Consider the following 22,639-nt stretch of genomic DNA (forward strand, 5'->3'; position numbering starts at 1 on the left):
GAGGCCCGGATCCTTATCAAGGATCCGGGCCTCTGTCGTGCGTCGGACCGGCCCGAGGGTGCCGGGCTTGACCTTGACGTTGCGTAAAGATCTAGCGTTTCCGGCATGGAGTGGTCCATCCAGGAAATCGCCCGGCGAGCCGGCACCACCAGTCGCACGCTCCGGCACTACGGAGACCTCGGTCTTCTCGTGCCGAGCCGCAAGGGTGCGAACGGCTACCGCTATTACGACCAGGGCGCACTGGTCAGGCTCCAGCGCATCCTGCTGCTGCGGGAGTTGGGGCTCTCGCTGCCCGCGATCAAGGCGGTACTCGAGGGGCAGCGGGACACCTCCGTGGCGCTCCGGGCCCATCTGCGCCTGCTGGAGCAGGAGCGGGAGCGCATCGGACGGCAGATCGCCTCGGTACGGACCACTCTCCACAGGACCGAGGAAGGGGAGGAACTCATGGCCGGGGAAGTGTTCGACGGCTTCGACCACACGGCGTACGAGCAGGAGGTCGGCGAGCGGTGGGGCCGGGAGGCGTACGAGCGGGGCGACCGGTGGTGGCGCGGGCTGAGCACCGCCGAGCGTGCGGCGTTCCAGGACGCGCACGACGTCATCGCCCGCGACTACGGTGCGGCGAGTGCCGCCGGTCTGGAAGCGGGAAGCGACGAGGTGCAGGACATCGCACGGCGGCACTGCGAGTGGCTGTCGGTGACGACGGAGGTCACCCGTTCGTATGTGAGCGGGCTCGGCGAGATGTACGCCGCCGATCCACGCTTCGCGAAGAACTACGATCGCCACGGGGACGGAACCGCCGTCTTCGTACGGGATGCACTGACGATCTACGCTCGGCACCGGCTCTCCGGCTGACCCCCGGAGGAACGTGGCGGCGGTGCGCTCCTTCCTTCGGCCGATGAGCGGTCGCGCCACGGCGCGGCTCCGGCCGGCCGGGTCGGGGCGCGGTACCGTCCGCAGCCGTGGGCGGACGGGCAGGAGTGCACAGGTGGGGAAGCGGGACGTACGGCAGGGGCGCGCACAGGGGAACGAGCGGGCGCGCAGGCTCGTGCGTCTGTTGCCCCCGCTGATGATCTGCTGCGGCGTGGTTGTCGACCTCGAGACCCCGCCCGAGGTCAGCGCCGTGCCGCTCTTCGCCGCGGCACCGCTGATCGCCGCTCCCTTCTTCTCGCTGGCGTCCACGATCCGCGTCGGCGTGGCGGCGATCCTCGTCGTCCTCGCCATCCGCGTCTCCGACGGCATGCTCGCCGACGTCGTCCCGATCACGGACCTGCTCACCCTGGTCACCGTCGCCGGGCTCGCGCTCGTCATCAACCGTGTCGTACAGCGCGGCAACGAGCAGCTGGCTTCGGCGCGGGTCATCGCGGAGACCGCGATGCGCGCGGTGCTCCCCGTGCCGGAGGACCGGATCGGCGGTCTGCTGGTCGCGGCGCGGTACGAGGCGGCCCAGGCGGACGAGTTCGTCGGCGGTGACCTGTTCGCCGTCGCGGACACGCCGTACGGGGTGCGGCTGGTGGTCGGGGACGTGCGGGGCAAGGGCCTGGACGCGGTGGCGGCGGTGGCCGTCGTGATCGGCGCCTTCCGGGAGGCGTCCGAACAGGAGCTCTCGCTGGAGGGCGTGGTCCAGCGGCTCGAGCGGGCGCTCGCGCGGGAGAGCACGCGGCGGGGCGGGCTGGACTCGATGGAGGGGTTCGTCACGGCCGTGCTCGCCGAGATCCCGGTGGGTGCGGACACGCTGCGGGTCGTCAACCGCGGACATCCCGAACCTCTGGTGCTCCACGCGGACGGTGCGCTCGACGTCCTGAGGCCGACCGAGCCCGCCCTGCCGCTCGGGATGGGCCTGGACGCGTGGCCGGACCGTGCGGACGAGTGGCCGCTGCCGGCCGGTGCGACCTTCCTGGCGTTCACCGACGGACTCTCGGAGGCGCGGGACGCCGACGGGGTCTTCTACGATCCGGCGGCCCGGCTGCGCGGCAGGATCTTCCCGGGGCCGGAGGAGCTGCTCTCGGCCCTCACCGACGACGTCCGGCTGCACACCGGGGGGCGGTCGACGGACGACCTCGCGTTGCTCGCGGTCGGGCGGCCGTCCAGGCGGCAGCAGGGGCGACGGAAGACGGTGAAGATCGTGGGACGGGATCGTGAATGACCGAAGACGACCGTCCGTAATCAAAGGGCGTCGCTCCGCAGAACATGTGACGTAACGTCAGAGACTGCTGTGCGCGTGAGGGGTGTGCAACTCGCCCGTTTGAGGCCGATTGGCCCCGTGAAGTCCGGGCCGGGGCCGTGAACGATCTGTGGGAACCGCTTGGTATCGGACCCGCATGTCTATTAACGTTCGATAACGCAGCGCGGTTGTCCCAGTCGTCGCCAGAGGCGGCACCGTGCGCAGCGCCGAATCCCGCAAGGGAACCGGGGAACCACCTACATGGGGTGAATCGGACGCCTGACTCCCGCGAGGGACGAAGGGGCCCGTAGGAGACCTTCCTGCTCCGAACCCGTCAGCTAACCCGGTAGGCGAGAAGGAAGGAAAGGAGTGCGCCCACGTGGCGTCAAATCAGCCTGCCCCCGAGGCTCCGGCACCCTTCAGGCCCGCCGGTCCCGGCGACCAGGGCAGGACGTGGGAGGAATGGAACCCCACCGAGGAGTCCATCCGTCCCGTACGCGGCAAGCACCGCGTAGCCAAGCAGCGCGGTCTCGCCCGTAGCTCCACCGTCCTCGGCGTCGGTGTCATCGCGGCCGTCGGCGCGGGAGGCATGGCCACCGCGCAGAGCAAACCGCCGGTCTCCATCTCCCTTCCCGATTCCATCGCTGACAATCTTCCCGACGCCAAGTCCTTGCCCGGCGTGGGCGCTTATCTGTCCGGCGACACCGATCAGGGCGGCACGGTCACCGCGTCCTCTCCGCTCACCACGGCCGGCATCACCGCCGCCGAGGCCGAGCAGGGCACCACGGACGCCGGCGAGGCGCTGCGTGCCCGCATCCTCCAGCAGGCCGAGCAGCAGCAGGCCGGGGCCGAGGCCGAGGCCAAGGCGACGCAGGAGAAGGCGGCGGCCGAGGAGGCCGCGGCCCAGGCCGCCGAGCAGCAGAGCGACGCGGAGGCCAAGGCCGCCGCGAAGAAGAAGGCCGACGAGGAAGCGGCGAAGAAGAAGGCCGAGGCCGAGCGCCTCGCCAAGCTCGCCCTGAGCTTCGCCCTCCCGACCTCCTCGTACACGATCACCTCGACGTACGGCCAGGCCGGTTCGATGTGGTCCTCCGGCTACCACACCGGTCTGGACTTCGCGGCTCCCACCGGCACCCCGGTCAAGGCCGTGCACAGCGGCACGGTGAAGTCGGCGGGCTGGTCCGGTTCCTACGGCTACCGCACGGTGCTGGAACTCGACGACGGTACCGAGATCTGGTACTGCCACCAGTCGTCGATGGACGTCACCGCCGGCCAGAAGGTCAGCACCGGCGACACCATCGGCCGCGTCGGCGCCACCGGCAATGTGACAGGTCCGCACCTGCACCTGGAGGTGCACACCGCGGACGGCTCGGGCATCGACCCCATGAACTGGCTGCGCAGCAAGGGCCTCTCGATCTGAGTGCCCGCGCCGGCACACGGCGCACCCGCACTCCGGCGGCCCTGGCGCACAACCCCCCGACGCCAGGGCCGCCGGTCCTTCACGGTGCGGGCGGCGAGCGGAATACGCGGCTCCGCCGATGTGTTGAGCTGAGGCATGACATCACTGCGCCCGCTCGGAAACTCGGGCTTCCAGGTCTTCCCCCTCGCTCTCGGCGGCAACGTCTTCGGCTGGACCGCCGACCGGGACACCAGCTTCGCCGTCCTCGACGCGTACACGGCCGCCGGCGGCAACTTCATCGATACCGCCGACTCCTACTCGGCCTGGGTCCCGGGCAACGAGGGTGGTGAGTCGGAGGCGGTGATCGGCGCGTGGCTGTCCGCGCGTTCCCGCAGGGAGGACATCATCGTCGCGACCAAGGTCGGTGCCCACCCCGAGTACAAGGGGCTGTCGGCGGCCACCGTCAAGGGGGCGGCCGAGGCCTCGCTCCGCCGGCTCGGTACCGACCACATCGACCTGTTGTACACGCACTTCGACGACGAGACGGTCCCCGTCGAGGAGATCATCAGCGCCCTCGACGAGCTGGTGAAGGCCGGCAAGGTCCGGGAGATCGCGGCGTCCAACATCAGCCCGGAGCGGCTCAAGGCCTCCCTGGCGTTCTCGGAGCGCGAGGGCCTGGCCCGCTACGTCGCCCTGCAGCCGCACTACAACCTCGTCTCGCGCGACACCTACGAAGGCCCGCTCCAGGACACCGCGGCGGCCGGGGGTCTCGTGTCCGTCCCGTACTTCGCGCTCGCCTCGGGCTTTCTCACCGGCAAGTACCGGCCGGGGGCGGCCGTCGAGAGCGCGCGGGCCGAAGGCGCGGGGAAGCACCTGGAGACCGAACGCGGCCGCAAGGTACTCGGGGCGCTCGACAGGGTGGCTCAGGAGCACGGGGCCGAGATCGCGACGGTGGCGCTGGCCTGGCTGGCGTCCCGGCCGACCGTCGTCGCGCCGATCGCCTCGGCCCGCACGGTCGAACAGCTGCCCGCGCTCGTGGCGGTGGCCGGACTGGAACTGACGGAGAGCCAGCTGGCCGAGCTCACCGAGGCCTCGGCCTGAGAGGTCCTGGCACCACCTGCCCCGGCTCGCGCGTCCGGGCGTTCAGTGCGGGGGAGTCCCGGGGGGCGGGGCGGAACGGGGGCCGTGCTCCAGGTAGGGGTTGTAGCCGCCGTAGTGGCGGTGCGGCGCCGGAATCTGCTGCGGGGCCGGAGCGCCGTGAGGGGGCCGGCGGGGGAACGGCACCTGCGGGGGCCGCCCGTCGGCATGCATCCGGCCCGTCATGCGGGCCGCGTTCGCCAGCGCGGGGCCCGCGACCTCCCGGCGCTGCCAGAGGTGGTGCAGCAACTCCTGCTCCCGGACGGCGAAGTCGGCGCCCGCACCGTCGTGACGGGCGCGCCGGCGCAGCATGGCCAGGGACGTCGCGAACGACTCGTACTCCGCGACCGCACGGGCGGCGTCCCTGCCCCGGGCGCGGTCCTGGGAACCGTGCCAGTGCCGTGCCATGTCGCGGGCCATTCCCCGTGCCCGCATCGAGGCGAGTGCGGGCGGCTCGGCGGGGCCGAGCCAGCCGGCCGCCGCGTACACCGGCAGCTCCGTGGAGAGCGTGCGCAGTTCCCGCTGGCGGGACCAGACGGCCAGCCAGGTCACCAGGCCGAAGCACGGCACCATGAACGCGCCGTACACCGCGTAGAAGCCGTACGGGCCGAAGGACGACGAGCCGTTCCAGAGGGCGTGCATGCCCATGGCCATGGCGAGTCCGAGCAGCGGCAGCAGCACCCGGCGCACCCGGTGGCGCGCGCCGCCCAGCGCCGCGAGCCCGAAGCCGATGCCGGAGAGCACCGTGAACAGGGGGTGCGCGAACGGCGACATCACCACACGGACGAAGAACGTCCCGGCAGTCAGCGAGGCGAGCCCCGTGGTCCCCAGCTCCTGGTCCTCACCGAAGGCCTGGCCCAGGTAGAGGATGTTCTCGGTGAAGGCGAAGCCGGTCGCGGTGAAACCGGCGACCACGATTCCGTCGACGACACCGCCGAACTGCCGTCTGCGGAAGAGGAAGATCAGCAGGACGGCCGCCGCCTTCGCGGTCTCCTCGACGACCGGTGCGATGACGGTGGCGCCGAGGGTGTCCGCGCTCGCCGGATCCGCGGTGGCCGTGGCTATCCACCGGGTGGCGAAGGAATTGGCGATGATGGCGACGAGCGCGGCGGCACAGGCGCCCCAGGAGAAGGCGAACAGCAGATTGCGCCACGGGCCCGGCTCGACACGGTCGAGCCAGCGGAACGCCGCCATCAGCAGCGGCACGGGCAGCACGGCCAGGCCGAGACCCACCAGGAAGCCCTCGGTGCCGGTCTGTTCGCGCACCAGGGCCAGGATCACCAGCCCGCAGAGGGCGAGGACGGTGACGACCGCACCGGCGCGGAAGGCCTTGCTGCGCCAGACCATGCCGACGCGGCTCGGCCGGTAACGCCACTGGCCGCGCTCCGGTACGGCGCCCAGGTACTCGTCGAGCTGCTGCTCCTCGAGAACCGGGACGGCCGGCTGCTGGTGCTGTACGGACCACTCGGACACCTGATGACCCTAACGAGAGGCACCGACACCGTGCCACGGTGCGTCGGCCGGGGGTCCGTCGACGGCTGGTCAGCGACGGGTGAACAGCACGTCGTGGACCACGTGTCCCTTGTCCAGGCCCTGCCCCTCGAAGCGCGTCAGGGGCCGGAAAGCGGGCCGGGGCGCGAAGCCGCCGTCCGCCCGGGTGTTCTCGAACAGGGGATGCGCCGTCAGGACGTCCAGCATCTGCTCGGCGTAGGGCTCCCAGTCCGTCGCGCAGTGGACGAGCGCGCCGGGCTTCAGGCGCTGCGCCACCAGGTCGAGGAACTCCGGCTGGATCAGCCGCCGCTTGTGGTGCCGCTTCTTGGGCCAGGGGTCGGGGAAGTAGACCCGGAGCCCGTCCAGCGCGGCGGGCGCCAGCATCTCGCGCAGCAGGATGATCGCGTCGCCGTTGGCGACCCGGACGTTGGACACGCCCGCCCGGTCGGCGAGCCCGAGCAGATTGCCCTGCCCCGGGGTGTGCACGTCGACGGCGAGGATTCCGGTGGCGGGGTCGTCGGCCGCCATCTGCGCCGTGGCCTCACCCATGCCGAAGCCGATCTCCAGGACCACCGGGAGGCCGTCGAACATCGTGGGGAGGTCGATGACGCTCAGGCCGTCGATGTCCAGGCCCCACTTGGGCCACAGGCGCTGGAGGGCCTCCTCCTGGCCGGTGGTCACCCGACTGCGGCGCGGCTGGAAGCTGCGGATCCGGCGCTCGTGGTGCGAGCCCGCCGGGTCGGCGGCGGGACCGCCGGGGAAGCGGGGCTCCTGGCGCAGTCTGCGCTGGCGTTCGAACGACGCGGCACGCCGTGCTTCCGCGTCCGCGTCCGGCGCGGTGGCGGGCGCGGCCTCCGGCGGGACGCCGGGCGTCTCCTGGGCGGGGCCGGGCGTCTCTGGGGTGGGGTTCACAGGCTCAGACACAATGACCCGATTCTACGGCGGGCGGTGTCCACCCCGTCGCGCGAGCCCGCAGCAGGGCCCGTCGCGCCACCTCCCTCCCGATGGGCAGGGAAGCGGTGGCCGCCGGCGACGGGGCGTTCAGCACGTGCACGGTGTGCGGGGCGTCCCGGATCAGGAAGTCGTCCACGAGTGTGCCGTCCCGCAGTACCGCCTGTGCCCTGACCCCGGCCGGCGACGGGCGCAGATCGGCCTCCGTCACCTCGGGCAGCAGCCGCTGGACGGCCCGGGTGAACGCGCTCTTCGAGAGGGATCTGTGCACCTCGCCCGCCCCGTACCGCCAGTGCCTGCGGGCGATCCGCCAGGAGCCCGGCCAGGCCAGGGTGGCGGCCAGCTCGCGCGGGTGGACGACCGTGCGGCCGTACCCCTCGCGTGCCAGTGCCAAAACCGCGTTCGGCCCGACGTGGACCGTGCCGTCGATGCCCCGGGTCAGATGCACCCCGAGGAAGGGGAATGCCGGATCGGGCACCGGATAGACGAGCCCGCGCACCAGCTCGGGCCGGGTCAGCTCGTAGTACTCCCCGCGGAAGGGCACGATGCGTGCTCCCGGGTCGTCACCGGCGAGACCGGCCACCCGGTCGCTGTGCAGCCCCGCGCAGTTGACGAGGACGCGGGCCCTGACCACCTGGCCGTCCGCCGTGCGCACCGCCACGCCCCAGGAGCGCCGGTCGACGGCGACGACCTCCGCGCCGTACCTCACCTGTCCGCCCGCGGCGCTCGCCTCGGCGGCCAGGCGGACGGCGACCGCGGTGAAGTCGCACACCCCCGTCGTGCCCACCCGGATCGCCGCGAGACCGCGCACCCGCGGCTCGTACTCCGCGATCTGGGCGGGGCCGAGCTCCCGGACCGGCAGCCCGTGTGCCCGGCCGCCCTGCACCAGGGCGTGCAGCCGGGGCAGCTCGTCGCTGCCGGTCGCCACGATGAGCTTGCCCGTCACCGCGTGCGGGATGCCGTGCTCCGTACAGAAGTCGATCAGCTCGGCGGCCCCCCGGACCGCGTAGCGCGCCTTGAGCGAGCCCGGCGGGTAGTAGATGCCGCTGTGGATCACCCCGCTGTTGCGCCCGGTCTGATGGCGCGCGGGCGCCCACTCCTTCTCCAGCACCGTGACCCGGGTGCCGGGCGCGGTGCGCGTGATCGCGTACGCGGTCGACAGACCGACGATCCCGCCACCGATCACCAGTACGTCGCAGTCGTACGCCGCGTGCGTCATCATCACGCCACCTCCCACCCCGATAGTGCACTGACCCACTGACAACGGGCTCAAACCAGGGGCGGGCGGGGCGTGGCGTGCAGACGGGTCACCGGGCCGGGCATACCGGGACGATCCCGGTGGACCCTCACACCGGGGTGACGAGAAGTGGACGGGCCCTCTCGCGCAGCTCGGCCACGCGTGGCTCGTCCCCGTACGGCTCCAGACGGTGCAGGAGGTCGCGCACGTATTCGGTGGTGCGCGCCGACGAGATGCGCCCGGCCACCTCCACGGCACGGGTCCCGGCGGCACAGGCGGCGTCGAGGTTGCCCGACTCCAGCTCGGCGACGGCCGAGACGACGAGCCGCAGTCCGTGGGAGCGGACGAACTCGTCGGTGGGCCTCGACAGTGCCTGCTCGGTGAAGCGGCGGGCCTGGCGGGGCGCCTTGAGGTCGCGGTAGCACTCGGCGGCGTCGGCGGCGAACCTGTCGTAGGAGTAGAACCCCAGCCAGGACGGGTCGGAGTCCCCGGTCCTGGACCGCTCCAGCCAGCTCTCGGCGGCCCTGAGCGCGGCCCCGGCGGCAGGTGCGTCGCCGGCCTTGGCATGCGCGCGCGCCTCGACCAGCCGGAAGAAGCTCATGGTGCGGGCGGTGGCGAGGCCGCGGTTGCGCTCGACCGCTGCCTGCGCGAGGTCGACGCCCTCGTCGGCGAAGCCGCGGTAGGTCGCCTGCAGGGACATGGACGCCAGGACGTATCCCCCCAGCGGAACGTCGGCGGCGGCGCGGGCCAGGCGCAGTGCCTGGATGTAGTAGCGCTGGGCGGCTTCCTGCTGGCCGGTGTCGAAGGCCATCCACCCGGCGAGCCTGGTCAGCTCGGCGGATGCGCCGAAGAGGGCCCTGCCCACCTCGTCGCTGTACGAGCCCAGCAGGAGCGGTGCGGCGTCGACCCGTAAGCACTCCGGGACCATGGAGGAACGCCAGTCGCCCCCGCCGTACTTGGAGTCCCAGCGGCGCGCGTCCTGGGCCGCCTCGCGTAATTTGGTGACGTCGCTGTGGCCGACACGCAGCGGCGGGACGCCGGGCGCGGAGTCCGGGCCCGGCTGGACGGGGACTCCGCCCCCCTGAGCCCCGGACGCGCCCTCCGGGCCGAGTATCGAGGCCTGGGCGGCGGACGGGTCGCGGGCCACCGAAGGATCGGCGGGGGTTATGAGCCATCGGGACGCCGGGGTCGCGTAGGCGCTCACGGCGAAGGAACCCGCCAGCGACTGCCAGATCCCCCCGCCGCCCCTGCGCCCCGCGAGATCCAGCCGGTAGAGGTCCGTCGCGGAACGCACGGCGTCCCCCACGTCACGGGGGAAGGCGAGGCCCACCTCCGGCGCCGGATCGGCGTCGGCGAGCCCGATCTCGTGCAGCGGGACCGGGCGGCCGAGTTTGGCCCCTATCGCCGCCGCGATCAGATGGGGTGCGGCACCCTGCGGCACCATGCCCTTGGCGACCCAACGGGCCACCGAGGTCTTGTCGTAGCGAAGTGTCAGACCGCGCTGTGCTCCGAGGTCGTTGACCCGCCGGGCCAGCCCGGCGTTGCTGATTCCCGCGAGGGCGAGAACCGTGCCGAGCTTCTCGTTCGGCCCGCGTTGCTCCCTGGACATGAGCCACCCCTCGACACACAGACGGCCGCCGCGTCACCGGTCGGGCGCGCGGCATTCGTACCGTGTTCTCCCCAGGTGCGGTCCCGGGCACTCCGGCCGCACACGCATTTGGCCAGGCCCCGTGGAATATGCCGCCCTGTCGAGAACATCGGTAAACCCAGCGTAGTTCGCTGCATCCCCACCGTTAAGGGGCAGACCTCCGTATGGCGGGAATGTTGTGCGTGCGCCAGGGTGCGTCGTGGCCGTGCTCCTGGTGTGTGGCCGTGCGCCCGGCCGTGCGCTCTCGCCCGGCCGAATCGGGAGCGCTTCGATGGGTCCTGCGTGGGTCGGCCCGCTGAACTGGACTCGGCGGGCTGGGGGAATCCGCCGCCCCAGTCCCCGCGGGCGGCGAACCGGTCCGGGAGGTGACGAACACCTCCCGGACTGTGCGCCGCACGGTGGTTCGGGGGAGCGGACGTGCGGGCCGGTGCACCGGGGGGATGCGCCGGCCCGCACGTCCACGTGGTCCGAGCGGCCGCTCCGGGGTCACGTCGCGAGGTCGCCCGCCGGCCTTCCGGGCTTCACCCGGGGCTCCCTCCAGGATGTCCATGGGGCACCGGCCGGAGTGAAACGCGCGGTTCCGTCGCCTTCGCAGAATGGCTGAATCGCAACGGTCGCACGGCCCATCGGGCGTCGACCCGACCATGGCCGGATCGCGGTTGTCGCGCGGCCCGGACGGGACACAGCCCGCCTTCCGGGCCGGCGGCCGCAACTCCTGGAGCGTCCCCGACCGTTGCGCGGGATCCGCGGAGGGCGTGGCCAGGCCTTTGCCAGGGGCGCATGCACATCCGTCGTGCGCCGCCCGTACCCCCTCCGGTGCGTCCTTGTCGTGGCAGCATGTCCCGCGACGGCGTTCTCCGTGTCCTGGTACGCCGGTTCGTCCACAGCCTGTGGAGGCGGCGATGCGTTGGTTGGTGGGGTGGAGCAGTATCGCCGCGAGCTTCGGCACCGTGGGCGCGGTCGGCCATCGCGGGGAGGGGCGCACCGTCCATCCGGTCGGGTCCCAGCTCCTGTGGGGCGACCCCGATCCGCTGTGGGCCGTGGGCGACTGGCGACCCGACGAGATCCGCGTCATCACCGCCGCGACCCCCGAGGGCGCGCCCACCGCACGGCTCGCCGTGCTCGGCTGCTGCGGCGCCACCGACGAGCAGTTGCGGGTGGGACTGCTGGCCGCCCGCGGCGGGGCCCTGCGCCATCTCACGGCGTGGTCCGGCAGTTACACGGCCGTCGTGCAGGTCGGCCGTCGCATCACCGTCGCCGGAGACCTCGCCGGGGCGCGCCCCGTCTTCCACACGCCCTGGGCAAACGGCACGGCGTACGCCACGGCGGCCCTCCCGCTCGCCGACCTCATCGAGGCGCAGCTCGACATCGGACACCTGGCGGCGCTGCTGGCCTGCCCCGAGACCCCGGAGGCACTGGGCGACGGCACCCCGTACGCAGGGGTCAGGCGGATCCCGCCGGGGCACGCGCTGATCCTCCGGGAGGGCTCGCGCGAGATCACGGGGTACGAGGCGGTGGCCTCGCTCGCGGTGGCGGCCCCGCAGACCGATCCGGTGCGAGCCGTGGAGGGCGTGCGGGACGCGCTGGTCGACGCGGTGCGCGCCCGGCTGACCGCTCCGCGCCACGCTCCCCAGACCCTGCCGCCCGACCCCGGGCCCGTCCCCGGGATGGGGCCCGCCGAGCGCCGTGCGGCGCGGGGCGCGCCGGTCCCCGGTATCGGCTCGGACCTCTCGGGCGGCAGCGCCTCCGCCACGCTCGCGCTGCTCGCCGCCGGACTGCCGGGACTGCCGGGCACCCTGCTGGGCCACGGCACGGGAGCGGGCGAACGGCTGCTCGCCGTCACCTTCAACGACCTCTCCGCGCAGGGCCGTGAGGACGAGATGGAGCGTGCCCGCGCCATCGCCGCCAACCCGCGGCTGCACCATGTGATCGTCGCGGCGGGCGAGGAGGCCCTGCCCTACGCGTCGTTGGAGAGCGGGCCGCTCACCGACGAGCCCGCGCCATACCTCGTCGTCGCCGAACGCCACCGGAGACGGCTCGCCGCGGGCAGCGCGGACCACTTCGTCGGCCACGGCGCCCGGCAGGTGCTGGACGCGCACCCCGCCCGGCTGGCCGACCTGCTCATGGACCGGCGCAGACGACACATCCTGCGGCCCGTCGCCGCGCTCGCCAGGGCCGAAGGGCCCTCCGCACACTCCCTGTTCGTCCCGCTGGCCGTCTACCGGGCCGCCCGCCGGCTGGCCAGGACGTCCTACCGCACCGGCCTCGAGACGGCCGCGTCCGTGCTGCCGGAGGCCAACCGCGACGTCCCCGGGCTCGACACCCCGGCCGACGCCTCGCTCGCCTCCCTCACCTGGTCGCGGCCCGGTCCCGCCGCGCGCTGGCTCACCGGTGAGGCACTCGCGGAAGTATCGGTTCGCCTTCAGGAGGCCGCCTTGCGGCCCGCCTCGGTCCAGCGCCCCGGAGAGGCCCGCGCCCGCGCCGCGCTCGCCCGGCACGCGGCCGGCCAGCGGATCCTGGAGCAGGCCTCCGAGATCCGCAGCCAGCGGCTGCACGCCCCCTTCCTGGACAACCAGGTCGTACGGGCCGCCCGCGCCCTCCCCGAGTCGCTGCGGGTCCAGCCGGGCGCTAGGGCCGCGATCCTGCGCCGGGTACTCGCGGGCGCCGGCATCCACGAACTGCCGCCCGGATGGGGCACCCCGTCCCAGGCCACCTCCACCGCGGCGGGCCGGCTCGGTCTGCGTGCCGCCCTGCCGGACCTGATCGCCCTCTTCGACGCACCCCTGCTCGCCGACGCGGGCCTGATCGAGGCACGCGTCGTACGCAAGGCACTCCGCGCCGCGTCCGAGGGCGAGCCTCTCCCGTTGGACGGCCTGGCCGAGCTGGCCTCCACCGAACTGTGGCTGCGTCGGCTGGTCACGCGACGGGGCACCTGCTGGACGGGCACGGCGGCGCCACGCCAGCGAGCGGTGGCCGGCGGCGTGGTCCCGGCACGCCGGACGCTGCAGTCCTGACTCGGCGAGCCGGTGTATGACGAGGAACGTACCGCTGGGCGGGATCTGACACGGCGGGACGCCGTCGCGCCGCTGAGCTGCGTCGCCGAGGAGATCGGCGGAGGCTGATCCGTGTCCGCTCCGGTCAGCGGCAGCTGATCCGGGACTCCGCCCAGTCGGCCAGGGCCACCCCGCCGAGGGACCCCGAGGGTTCCACGACGAGCCGGATGGTCTCCAGCCCCTCGATGCCGACGCTCGCCGGGACCGCGGGCTCACCGCCCCGCATCACCGGGGACCGCCACAGCCGCGCCCCCGCACCGTCGTACACGGAGAAGCGCACCGCGCCGAGACCGAGCGTCAGGTCGTCCACCCCGACCGTCGCCTCGTAACGGGTGCACGTCCGGTTGAGCCGCACGGTGACCGATGAGAGGGAGGGAGCGGTCACCCCGTGGGCGTAGACCTTGGAGGAGATCGACAGGCCGTCGCGCTGCCAGAACACCCCGGTGCTCCGGCGGAGCACGATCTCGGGCTCCGTGTGGTCCCCGACGACGGAGTACGCCAGTCGGTTCACCCGGTAGACCTCCGGAGCGGGTGGCACCGGCTCCTCCGGTGCGGGCTCCGGAGGGGAGGGCCGGGACGGCGCCGGGGTGGGCTTCGGTGGGGGCGGCGCCGGGGACGCGGCGGGTTCCGGCGGCGGCGGTGCCAGGTCCGGCTTCGGTTCGGACGCGGGCGGTTCGGGCGCCGGCGGGGCGGGCCTGGACGGCGGCGGCGGGCCGGGCCGGGACGGCGGGGGCGTCGGCTTCGGCGAAGGAGCGGGTGCAGGCATCGCGGGCGCGGCGACCGGCGGCTTCGCCACGGGACGCTCATCCGGCGCCCGGTCCTCGCCCGACAGGGCCCACACCAGCCCGGCGGCAGCCGCCACGGCCACGGCGGCGGCGATTCCGGCCTTCACCGGGGCGCCGAGCCCTTCCGACACGGCTGCGCCGCCCGCCGCACCGCTGCCCGACGACGCGCCGCCCGTGGCCGCGGCGGCCGCTCCGGCACCGGCCGCCCCCACCGCTCCGCCCGCGACGATGCCCGCCGCCTTGACGGCGTAGCCCGCGGCGAACCATCCGATGACCGCGACCGGGAGCAGCGCCGGGATCCCGGCGTTCACATGGTCGAGTTCACCTGCGGCGATCCTGCACCTGGCGCACTCGTCCAGGTGCTTGCGCAGCCCGCGTTCGGCACGGGTGCGCAGCCCGCCCCGGGCGTGGGCGCCGAGCCGGTCGGCGTACTGCGCGCAGTCGCCGCCGGCCGTCAGGGACTGGCTCACATGCGCCTGCAGGTAAGCCTGCTTGAGCCCTTCACGGGCCCGCACGGCCAGCACCGCGGTGGCATTGGCCGTCAGGCCGAACAGCGGGGCGACCTCGCTCGGCGACTCCTCCTCCACGGTGGTGTGCCACAACACCGCCTGCCAGCGCTCCGGCAGGCTGCGGAACGCCTGCATGGCCATCGAACGGTCGGCCTCGTGCATGGCCAGCACGTCCGCCCCGAGGTCGAGGGTGTCGGCCTCGGACAGCTCGCTGGAGCGGGTGGCCTGCGCGGCGAACACCGCGAAGTCGTCGACCAGTTGCTCGCGCTTCGCGCTCTTCGTCCATGCGGCGGCCACATGCCGGACCGCGGTCATGAGGTAGGCCCGGACGGCCTCCTCCGGTCCCTTGCCGCCGCGCACCGCCTGCAGGGTCCTCGCGAACACCTCGGCCGTCAGGTCGTCGGCCGTGTGCGCGTCCCGGCAGCACGTACGGGCGTAGCGGCGCACCGCGCCCGAGTGCCGCCGGAACATTTCCTCGTACGCCGCGTCTTCCCCCGCGCGCATGCCCTGGATCAACTGGGCGTCGGACAGGCCGAGATCGGCGGACCCGGCCCGGCCTTCGCGCTGCAGGGGGACCGCGAACGCGGGAGTCCCCGCTCCGGACGCCGGGGGCCCGGCTTCCTCGACGGGCGGCCAGGGCCCGGGGAGCACCGTGCCGCCCCCGACGGAGTTCTCGGGTCGCTCCGGACCGGCCGGCCCCGTCTGCTGGCTCGGCACGTGACCGGCTGCCGGGCCGTCGGTGCCCGTCCCCCTGCCCCCGCTCACGGCGGCGATACCGTCGGCCGGTTCTTCCTGCTGCGCGTCACCGCTCATCGCGGAGCCCCCGTAAATGCACCCTCGGACCCGAAATACCGGGGCCAGAGTCCCACAGAGCCACGGCGCGACGAACTCTGAGCAGGGGCAACCACTCGTCCGGGGTGTCTTCACCCCTGCGGGGGGCGTGACATCACCCCTACGGGGGAAGAGGAGGTGCCCTCCGACCCGCACTGACGTCCGGTCACAGCGAGCCCGGCCGCCGATTCCGCTGTGCACGCAACGCGCGGGATCGCGTCCCTGCAAGGGCTCTCCGGCAGCTCCCGGGCAGCCGCCGGACACGCCGCGGAGGGCCTCCTGGGCCACGCTCCGAGCGACGCTGCAAGGCACGGGACGCGCACCCGACCGACGCCGCCTCCGAATCACCGGGTCCCCGCGACGACGGCCGGCCGGTGGGAGACGGCTCCCACCGGCCGGACACGTGCGCCTGTGCCCGTGATCACGCGGGACGGGAGCGGAGTCCCTCCAGAAGGATGTCCAGCAGCCGGGCGGAAGCGGCGGCCTGATGTGCGGGGTCAGGCAGCGCCGGCGCCGCCGTCGCGATGACCAGCAGCACGTCGGCCACCGTCACATCGCCGCGCAGCTCACCCGACTCGCGAGCCCGGTCCACCAGGCTCCCCACGACCTCGAGCAGCTCGGCCGCGCCCGGGTCGTCGTCGAGGCCCTCCTCGGCCGCGGAGTGCTGCTCGACCACACGGAGACCGGGCTGGCCCGTCCCCTGCCGCTGGCGCGGGACGCGTGTGTCGCCGTCCGCCGTGGCCTGGCCGGGTATCCCCGCCGTTTCCTCGGGGCCTGCCCCGACCCGGAGCACCTGCGGGGGCAGCAGCCGGCCCGCGCCGGATGCCACCGACGTCCGCAGGAAGCGGGAGAGCGCCGACCACGGCTCCTCCTCCTGTCCGAGGGCGGACCGCGCCTGATCGGTCAGCCGCGCGGTCTCCTCCTCGGCTATGCGGCGCACCAGCACGTCCTTGCTCGGGAAGCGCCGGTAGACCGTGCCGACTCCGACCCGGGCGCGGCGTGCCACGTCCTCCATGGGAGCGCCGTAACCCAGCTCGCCGAACACCTCGCGCGCGGCGCGCAGGACGTGTTCGAGATTGCGCTGTGCATCCACACGAAGCGGTGCCGAACGGGAGGCGATTCCAGCCGTCCCGACCGCGCCGATCGCTGCTACCGGACTCAGCCGCCCATGACCCTCAGCGGTAGAGGCGAGAGCACTCTGCCCGTGCAATTCCTGAATGTGCATAACTTCCCCCGGTTATGACGTCTCCCCCCGGAGACTTCCCGCCCTGTCCGCCGGCGTGTGGACCTCAGTCCGATTCCGACACCCCGACGGGGTACGAACATAGTTGAGCCCGGGTCAATTCAGAAGGGGGTAGTTCCGCACGGAGCGCCCCCCGATCGGAGCAAGGACCGGTTGGGCCCCGATTCGCCCCCCGTGGGCGTACCTGCCCGTCGTACCTGACCTGCGAAGCTGCGGGATCGCGGAGCGGCCGGGTCCCGCCCCTTGATCGGAGAGGTCCGGTCACACAATTTGCCGGGCCTGTGGACAAACTCCGGACTCCGTTGCGTCATGGGAAGGTGATGGCACCAGATTCCCGGGGCTCGTCCCCCGGCACCCGGCCAAGTGTGCGCATTCTCGTCGTCGGCGGCGGCTACGTCGGGATGTACACGGCGCTGCGTCTCCAGCGGAAGCTGCGGCGGAGACTGAAGAGCGGCGAGGCCGAGATCGTGGTGGTCACGCCCGAGCCCTACATGACCTATCAGCCGTTCCTTCCCGAGGCGGCCGCCGGGTCGATCTCGCCCCGTCACGTGGTCGTGCCGCTGCGCAGGGTCCTCAAGGACTGCACGATCGTCATCGGGGAGGCGGAGCGGGTCGACCACGCGAAGCGCACCGCGACGGTCACGACGCTGGCCACCGCGGACGACGGCACCGGCGCAGTCGAGATCCCGTACGACGAGATCGTCATCGCTCCCGGTTCCGTCTCGCGGACCCTGCCGATTCCCGGTCTGGCGGACTTCGGCATCGGCTTCAAGACCGTCGAGGAAGCCATCGGCCTCCGCAACCACGTCATCGAGCAGATGGACATCGCCTCGGCCACCAGGGACCCCGCCGTCCGCGACGCCGCCCTCACCTTCGTGTTCGTCGGCGGCGGGTACGCCGGTGTCGAGGCGCTCGGGGAACTGGAGGACATGGCCCGCTACACCTCGCGCTACTACCACAACATCAAACCCGCCGACCTGCGATGGGTCCTCGTGGAAGCGACCGGGCGCATCCTGCCCGAGGTCGGCGAGGCGATGGGCAAGTACGCGGTCAGGGAGCTCCGCGGCCGCAACATCGACGTACGGCTCGACACACGTCTGGACAGCTGCGAGGGCCGGGTAGCCGTGCTCAGTGACGGTTCGCGCTTCCCCACGCGCACGCTCGTGTGGACCGCCGGCGTCAAACCCGCACCGCTCCTCGCCGCCACCGACCTGCCCCTCACCGAGCGCGGCCGGATCCGCTGCACCGCGGCGCTCGCCGTCGACGGGGCCCCGCACGCCTGGGCGGCCGGCGACGCGGCAGCCGTGCCGGACCTCACCTCGGCCGAACCGGGCACGGAGACCGCGCCCAACGCCCAGCACGCGGTGCGCCAGGCCAAGGTCCTCGCGGACAACATCCTCGCCACGCTCGCCGGCCGGCCGACCGAGGACTACCGGCACTCGTACGCCGGCTCCGTCGCCTCGCTCGGTCTGCACAAGGGCGTAGCGCACGTGTACGGGCGCAAGCTCAAGGGTTATCCGGCCTGGCTGATGCACCGCGCCTACCACCTCAGCCGGGTACCGACGTTCAACCGGAAGGCGCGGGTCCTCGCGGAGTGGACCCTGGCCGGACTGTTCAAACGCGAGATCGTCTCCCTCGGATCGCTCGAACACCCGCGCGCCGAATTCGCTCTGGCCGCCGGCGGGCACGCCCACCCGGCACCCCCGGGTGACGCTCCGCCGAAGGACGGGGAGCCGCCGCGCGCCTCCGGCTGACCCCCGCGCCCCGCAGGCCGACATGACCGGAGAACGTCTTCGGCCCATAGGCCGGACCCCTTGCCGGAACGCGACTGACAGTACGGTCGGTCACACTGGACGTGTGACCATAGGCGGGCCCGCACCTGCGCGGAGTGACCCGGCAGGTGGTCACCTACAGTGACCGGCAGCGACGACCGACAGCACGAAGAGCCCGGCTGCGTTTTCCCGGGAGCCCCGCCCCCGCACCTTCACCCGGCACGACCGCTTGCGGGGCGAACGGTGCGGGAACAGCAGACGAAGCAGCTCGCCCGAGCGGACCAGACCGACACACGAGGCCAGAAATTCCGTGAACTTCACGCGCTGGAGCGCCCGCTTCCCCGGAACACAGCGTCGAGCCGCCGCGCGGGACGACCGCAGTTCCGTACCCGCCGCCCGTGCGGAGTCCGCGCGGCCGGCGCCCGCAGCCGAACAGCCGGAAGCCGCCCCGGAATCCGACGACCCCGCGCCGGGACCCTCTCTGGACGCCCTGTCGGCCGGTGACCTGCTGGGCCGCCTGCCCGCCCCCGTCGCACTGCTCCACGGCCCCGACCACCGCATCACCTACGTCAACGAGGCCTACACATCCGCCTTCGGCCCCCGCCCCTGCGGGACACCCGCAGCGGAGGCCATGCCGGAGCTCGCCGAGCTCAGCCTGCTGCCGCTCCTGGACCAGGTCCTGCGCAGCGGCACCTCCCGTACGGTCAAGTCACGGAAGATCCTGTCCGGGAACTCCTACACCGTGACCTGCACCCCCGTGGCCGGAGGCGACCCCGACGGCGAGCCCGGCGTCCTCGTCTACGCCACCGACGTCACCGACCACGCCGAGGCGGCGGATCGGCTGCGCTCCAGCGAACGCCGTCACCGTGAAATGGCAGTCACCCTCCAGCGCTCGCTGCTGCCGCAGGACCTCGAACAGCCGGACGACCTGCGGATCGCGGCCACCTACCAGCCGGGCGGCACGGACGCGGCGGTCGGGGGCGACTGGTACGACGTCATCACCCTCGGAGCCGGCCGCACCGCCCTCGTCATCGGCGACGTGATGGGGCGCGGGGTGCGTGCCGCCGCCGTCATGGGACAGCTGCGCACCGCGGTCCGCGCCTACGCCCGCCTCGATCTGCCGCCGCACGAGATCCTCCAGCTCCTCGACGTCATCGCCGCCGAGATCGACGCGAACCAGATCGCCACCTGCGTCTACGCCGTGCACGACCCCAACGAGGGGCACCTCGTCTACGCCTCCGCCGGGCACCTACCCATCCTCGTGTGCGACGAGGACGGCACGGTCCACCGCGCGGAGGACCCCACCGGGCCACCGCTGGGCACGGGCGGCTGGGTCCACACCTCGGGGACGATCGCGCTGCCGCCGGGCTCCACCGCGGTGCTCTACACGGACGGCCTGGTCGAACGCCGCAGCGAGGACATCGACGAAGGGGTCGCCTCCCTGGAACGCGCCCTGTCGGGCGCCAAGGGATCGCCCCAGGTGGTCTGCGACCGGCTGATCCGTTCCCTGGGGGTGACGGCGGAGCACGACGACGACGTGGCGGTGCTGGTGGTCCAGCACCCCGCCCGCACGGGGACGAGTGCCGAGCTCTTCCACAACGCCGCGCTCGAACTACTCGGCGGCATCGAGGCGGCGCCGAGGGCACGTGCCTTCGCCACCGGCGTCCTGGCCTCCTGGCGTTTCCCCGTCGAGCTCTGTGACCTGGGCGTACTCGCCGCGAGCGAGCTCGTGGCGAACTCCCTCCAGCACGGCACCCCGCCCATGCGCCTCGGCCTGCGCCGTACCGACCGCCGCCTGATCATCGAGGTGACGGACGGGGACGACCACCTGCCGCGCCGCCGCCGCGCCGAACCCGCCGACGAGGCGGGACGTGGCATCTCCATCGTCGCGACCATCGCCTCGTCGTGGGGCAGCCGCCGTACGCCCGGGGGAGGCAAGGCGGTGTGGTGCGAATTCGCACTCCCCGGCTGAGCCCCGACTCAGCGCACGGCGGCCTCGGCCGGGGCCGCCTCGCCCTCCGGGATCGACACGAGGACCACCCGTGAGTGCAGCGCCGCGAGCGACGGATTGTCCTGTGCGGGGGTGAGCCGTCGGCCCAGCTTGAGGGCCAGCACGGTGATGCCCAGCGAGAACAGCACGAAGGTCACGATGTACGGCCCGTGCAGCGACGCCGCCAGGGGCCCGCCCACGGCCGGTCCGACCGCCAGGGCCAGCTGCTTCACCAGGGCGAAGGCAGAGTTGTACTGACCGACCATGGCCTCGGGAGCCAGATCGGCGACGAGCGGGGCGACGGTCGGTGACAGCATCGACTCCCCGAGACCGAACAGCGCGTACGTCGAGATCATCGCTGCCGTCGCCATCGTCTGGCTGCCGTGCCCGAGGCCCGCGTAACCCGCCACGATCCAGGCGAAGGCCCAGATCAGGCCGACGCCCGCGATGACCCTGCTGCGCCGCCGCCGCTCCACGAGGCGGAGCACGACGAACTGCGCGGCGACGATGACGGCGGTGTTGGCCGCCAGAGCCAGGCCCAGGGTGGACGGCTTGATGCCCGCCGCCTCCGTGCTGTAGGCCGCGAGGCCCGACTCGAACTGTCCGTAGCAGGCGAAGAAGATCACGAAGCCCAGGACGCACAACTGCAGCATGGCCCGGTGTGAGAGCAGCACACGCAGCCCGGCCTTGGGCGCGGAGCCGTCGGTGGGCACCGCGTCGGGGATGGATGGGGCCCGCGGCATCCGGACCGTGGCCGCGACCACACCGAGGGCCACGAACATCGCTGCTTCGATGAGGAACAGCAGGGTGAAGCTAGACGGACTGCTGACGTCCACCAGCTGCCCGCCGAGCAGGCCCCCGATACCGAGGCCGAGGTTCTGCAGGAAGAACTGCATGGCGAAGGCCCGGGTGCGGGTCGACGTGCTCGAGCACCACACCAGCATCGTCGAGAGCGCCGGCTGCATGACGGCGGTACCGGCACCCAGAACGGCGGCCGACAGCACCGCGGTCACCACGCTGTTCGCCACACCGAGCGCCCCGGCACCGACGGCAGCCGCTCCGGCGGCGACGACCAGCACAGGCAGGGGCCCGCGCCGGTCGATGGCCCGACCGGTGAACGGCAGCACGGCCAGCGCGGCCAAGGCGAAGACAGCCAGCACGACACCCGCCGTACCGGCACCAAGATCCCGGACCTGCGCCACGTAGACGTACAGATACGGGACGGTGAACCCGAGGCCGAACGCGCTCAGCGCGCTTCCCAGCTGGATCCGCCGCAGCGCTGCACCCATCTCCCTGGTCACACTCACCTACCTCAAGAGTCGAAGAACTTTGAAGAACACAGACTCGTAGACTTTAACACTAAAGTTAGAAGATGAAGTCTACAGCCCGAAGGACTTCGACGGACGTGGAGAGCGTGCGATACTGCCCGCCATGTCTGAGACCACCGAGCAGCCCGAGCTCCAGGAGCCGAGCCTCGACGAGCAGATCGCCGCCTACCAGCGAGAGTTCCGGGACCTCGACCCCCAGGTCGAACAGATCGTGTCGGCGCTGGGCCGGCTGAACCGCCGGATGAACGTCGCCTACGGCAGGCAGGTCGCGGCGCTGGGCATCAGCAATGCCGAGTGGGAGGTCCTCAAGACCCTCGTTCTCGCCGGCACCCCGTACCGCCTGGGCCCGGGTGAGCTGGCCAAGCGTCTCGGTCTCACCCCGGCCGCGATGACCCACCGCATCGACCGGATGGCCGGCGAGGGTCTCGTCACCCGGGACAGGGACGAGACCAACAGGGTGCGCGTCATCGTCGAGCTGACCGACGAGGGGCGCACGAAGTGGCTCGAGGCCATGAGGATGGCGACCAGCTTCGAGGAGGACCTGCTCCAGGACCTCTCGGGCGACGAACGCGGAGCTCTGGGCGAGATACTCATCCGCCTCCTGCGGCGTGTGGAGCACGAGCAGCCGGACGCCGGCGGCCGCCTCACCGACCTGGATTGATCTCCCGGAGACGGGGTACAGGGAGGGGTTGACACGGCGCTTCTGTGTCCGTAAGATTCTTCGAGTTGTCACGGAGTCGGTACGAATCCGGGGCAACCGATCCCGCCGCGACTGCGGCAACCAAACTCAGCACGATCTCCCAACCGGAGAGAATTTCGGCATGCCGGAATTCAATTCGAACGGCTCGATTATGAGTCACCGACGGGATCCGCTAGAGTTTGAGCGTCGGAACGGCCCAACCGCCGGGAAGACAAACCCCGCTGACTGGGAATCAGGCCCGAAAGGATCTGATAGAGTCGGACTCGCCGGAAAGGGAAACGCGAAAGCGAAGAACTGGAAAGCGGAACAAGTAGTAACCCGCTTCGACCGGGAATCGGACACGAAAGAGTCTGATAGAGTCGGAAACGCAAGAACGAAGGGAAGCGCCCGGAGGGCCCCGGTGAAAC

15 protein-coding genes and 1 riboswitch are annotated in these 22,639 nt (G+C 72.5%); of the genes, 8 read left to right on the forward strand and 7 right to left on the reverse strand.

The genetic code is table 11. From position 1 onward, the window contains the following. Nucleotides 1-105 precede the first annotated feature (105 nt). The 4 genes from ACFU5K_RS10650 (at nt 106) to ACFU5K_RS10665 (ending at nt 4,658) form a co-directional block, all read left to right on the forward strand. A complete protein-coding gene (locus tag ACFU5K_RS10650) occupies nt 106-852 on the forward strand; it encodes a MerR family transcriptional regulator (protein WP_384058905.1) in 747 nt (248 codons plus the stop codon). Between the two features lie 133 nt (nt 853-985). Then, on the forward strand, nt 986-2,143 hold the full coding sequence (locus ACFU5K_RS10655) for a PP2C family protein-serine/threonine phosphatase (protein WP_384058907.1): 1,158 nt from the start codon (nt 986-988) through the stop codon (nt 2,141-2,143). A 233-nt stretch (nt 2,144-2,376) separates the two neighbouring features. Then, nucleotides 2,377-2,529, forward strand: a riboswitch (cyclic di-AMP (ydaO/yuaA leader). An 11-nt stretch (nt 2,530-2,540) separates the two neighbouring features. Then, on the forward strand, nt 2,541-3,578 hold the full coding sequence (locus ACFU5K_RS10660; protein WP_384058909.1) for a M23 family metallopeptidase: 1,038 nt from the start codon (nt 2,541-2,543) through the stop codon (nt 3,576-3,578). Nucleotides 3,579-3,713: 135 nt separating this feature from the next. After that, nucleotides 3,714-4,658 carry an aldo/keto reductase gene (locus ACFU5K_RS10665; RefSeq protein ID WP_384058911.1) on the forward strand — a complete coding sequence of 315 codons (945 nt, stop codon included), beginning with the start codon at nt 3,714-3,716 and terminating at the stop codon, nt 4,656-4,658. Between the two features lie 42 nt (nt 4,659-4,700). On the opposite strand, the gene ACFU5K_RS10670 is transcribed toward ACFU5K_RS10665, so the two are convergent. The 4 genes from ACFU5K_RS10670 to ACFU5K_RS10685 form a co-directional block, all read right to left on the reverse strand. Next, nucleotides 4,701-6,167 carry a PrsW family glutamic-type intramembrane protease gene (locus ACFU5K_RS10670; RefSeq protein ID WP_384058913.1) on the reverse strand — a complete coding sequence of 489 codons (1,467 nt, stop codon included), beginning with the start codon at nt 6,165-6,167 and terminating at the stop codon, nt 4,701-4,703. Nucleotides 6,168-6,236: 69 nt separating this feature from the next. Continuing rightward, nucleotides 6,237-7,097, reverse strand: coding sequence for a tRNA (guanosine(46)-N7)-methyltransferase TrmB (trmB, locus tag ACFU5K_RS10675; protein WP_384058915.1), 861 nt, complete (start codon nt 7,095-7,097; stop codon nt 6,237-6,239). 4 nt (nt 7,098-7,101) lie between these two features. Next, nucleotides 7,102-8,358, reverse strand: a complete 1,257-nt coding sequence (lhgO, locus tag ACFU5K_RS10680; RefSeq protein WP_384058917.1) for an L-2-hydroxyglutarate oxidase — start codon at nt 8,356-8,358, stop codon at nt 7,102-7,104. A gap of 124 nt (nt 8,359-8,482) precedes the next feature. Further along, nucleotides 8,483-9,982, reverse strand: coding sequence for a sporulation protein (locus ACFU5K_RS10685; protein ID WP_384058919.1), 1,500 nt, complete (start codon nt 9,980-9,982; stop codon nt 8,483-8,485). A gap of 941 nt (nt 9,983-10,923) precedes the next feature. On the opposite strand from ACFU5K_RS10685, the gene ACFU5K_RS10690 reads away from it, so the two are divergent. Then, nucleotides 10,924-13,035 carry an asparagine synthase-related protein gene (locus ACFU5K_RS10690; protein WP_384058921.1) on the forward strand — a complete coding sequence of 704 codons (2,112 nt, stop codon included), beginning with the start codon at nt 10,924-10,926 and terminating at the stop codon, nt 13,033-13,035. 124 nt (nt 13,036-13,159) lie between these two features. On the opposite strand, the gene ACFU5K_RS10695 is transcribed toward ACFU5K_RS10690, so the two are convergent. Continuing rightward, entirely contained in the window at nt 13,160-15,181 is a 2,022-nt protein-coding gene (locus ACFU5K_RS10695; protein WP_384058923.1) for a sigma-70 family RNA polymerase sigma factor, read from the reverse strand. Between the two features lie 439 nt (nt 15,182-15,620). Next, a complete protein-coding gene (locus ACFU5K_RS10700; protein WP_384058925.1) occupies nt 15,621-16,424 on the reverse strand; it encodes a TetR/AcrR family transcriptional regulator in 804 nt (267 codons plus the stop codon). Nucleotides 16,425-16,807: 383 nt separating this feature from the next. Between ACFU5K_RS10700 and ACFU5K_RS10705 the strand changes: the two genes are divergently transcribed. Together ACFU5K_RS10705 and ACFU5K_RS10710 are read left to right on the forward strand one after the other, a co-directional pair. After that, nucleotides 16,808-18,196, forward strand: coding sequence for an NAD(P)/FAD-dependent oxidoreductase (locus ACFU5K_RS10705; RefSeq protein ID WP_384058926.1), 1,389 nt, complete (start codon nt 16,808-16,810; stop codon nt 18,194-18,196). A 328-nt stretch (nt 18,197-18,524) separates the two neighbouring features. Continuing rightward, complete coding sequence (locus ACFU5K_RS10710; protein ID WP_384058928.1) at nt 18,525-20,186, forward strand: SpoIIE family protein phosphatase; 1,662 nt, start codon at nt 18,525-18,527, stop codon at nt 20,184-20,186. 8 nt (nt 20,187-20,194) lie between these two features. Here the strand turns inward: ACFU5K_RS10710 and ACFU5K_RS10715 are convergent, their stop codons facing one another. Then, nucleotides 20,195-21,493 (reverse strand): MFS transporter, encoded by a 1,299-nt coding sequence (locus ACFU5K_RS10715; protein WP_384058937.1) that lies wholly within the window; start codon nt 21,491-21,493, stop codon nt 20,195-20,197. Nucleotides 21,494-21,635: 142 nt separating this feature from the next. Between ACFU5K_RS10715 and ACFU5K_RS10720 the strand changes: the two genes are divergently transcribed. Beyond that, nucleotides 21,636-22,193, forward strand: coding sequence for a MarR family winged helix-turn-helix transcriptional regulator (locus ACFU5K_RS10720; RefSeq protein WP_384058930.1), 558 nt, complete (start codon nt 21,636-21,638; stop codon nt 22,191-22,193). Nucleotides 22,194-22,639 lie beyond the last annotated feature (446 nt).

Source organism: Streptomyces sp. NPDC057428 (assembly GCF_042803195.1).
In the GTDB taxonomy this organism is placed as follows: domain Bacteria; phylum Actinomycetota; class Actinomycetes; order Streptomycetales; family Streptomycetaceae; genus Streptomyces.

Excerpts from the sequence above, each read along its gene's own strand:
- ACFU5K_RS10690 (WP_384058921.1), top strand. The coding sequence starts at position 10,924 with ATGCGTTGGTTGGTGGGGTGGAGCAGTATCGCCGCGAGCTTCGGCACC.
- ACFU5K_RS10685 (WP_384058919.1), bottom strand. The coding sequence starts at position 9,982 with ATGTCCAGGGAGCAACGCGGGCCGAACGAGAAGCTCGGCACGGTTCTC.
- ACFU5K_RS10715 (WP_384058937.1), bottom strand. The coding sequence starts at position 21,493 with ATGGGTGCAGCGCTGCGGCGGATCCAGCTGGGAAGCGCGCTGAGCGCG.
- ACFU5K_RS10650 (WP_384058905.1), top strand. The coding sequence starts at position 106 with ATGGAGTGGTCCATCCAGGAAATCGCCCGGCGAGCCGGCACCACCAGT.
- ACFU5K_RS10665 (WP_384058911.1), top strand. The coding sequence starts at position 3,714 with ATGACATCACTGCGCCCGCTCGGAAACTCGGGCTTCCAGGTCTTCCCC.
- ACFU5K_RS10695 (WP_384058923.1), bottom strand. The coding sequence starts at position 15,181 with ATGAGCGGTGACGCGCAGCAGGAAGAACCGGCCGACGGTATCGCCGCC.
- ACFU5K_RS10700 (WP_384058925.1), bottom strand. The coding sequence starts at position 16,424 with ATGCACATTCAGGAATTGCACGGGCAGAGTGCTCTCGCCTCTACCGCT.
- ACFU5K_RS10720 (WP_384058930.1), top strand. The coding sequence starts at position 21,636 with ATGTCTGAGACCACCGAGCAGCCCGAGCTCCAGGAGCCGAGCCTCGAC.
- lhgO (WP_384058917.1), bottom strand. The coding sequence starts at position 8,358 with ATGATGACGCACGCGGCGTACGACTGCGACGTACTGGTGATCGGTGGC.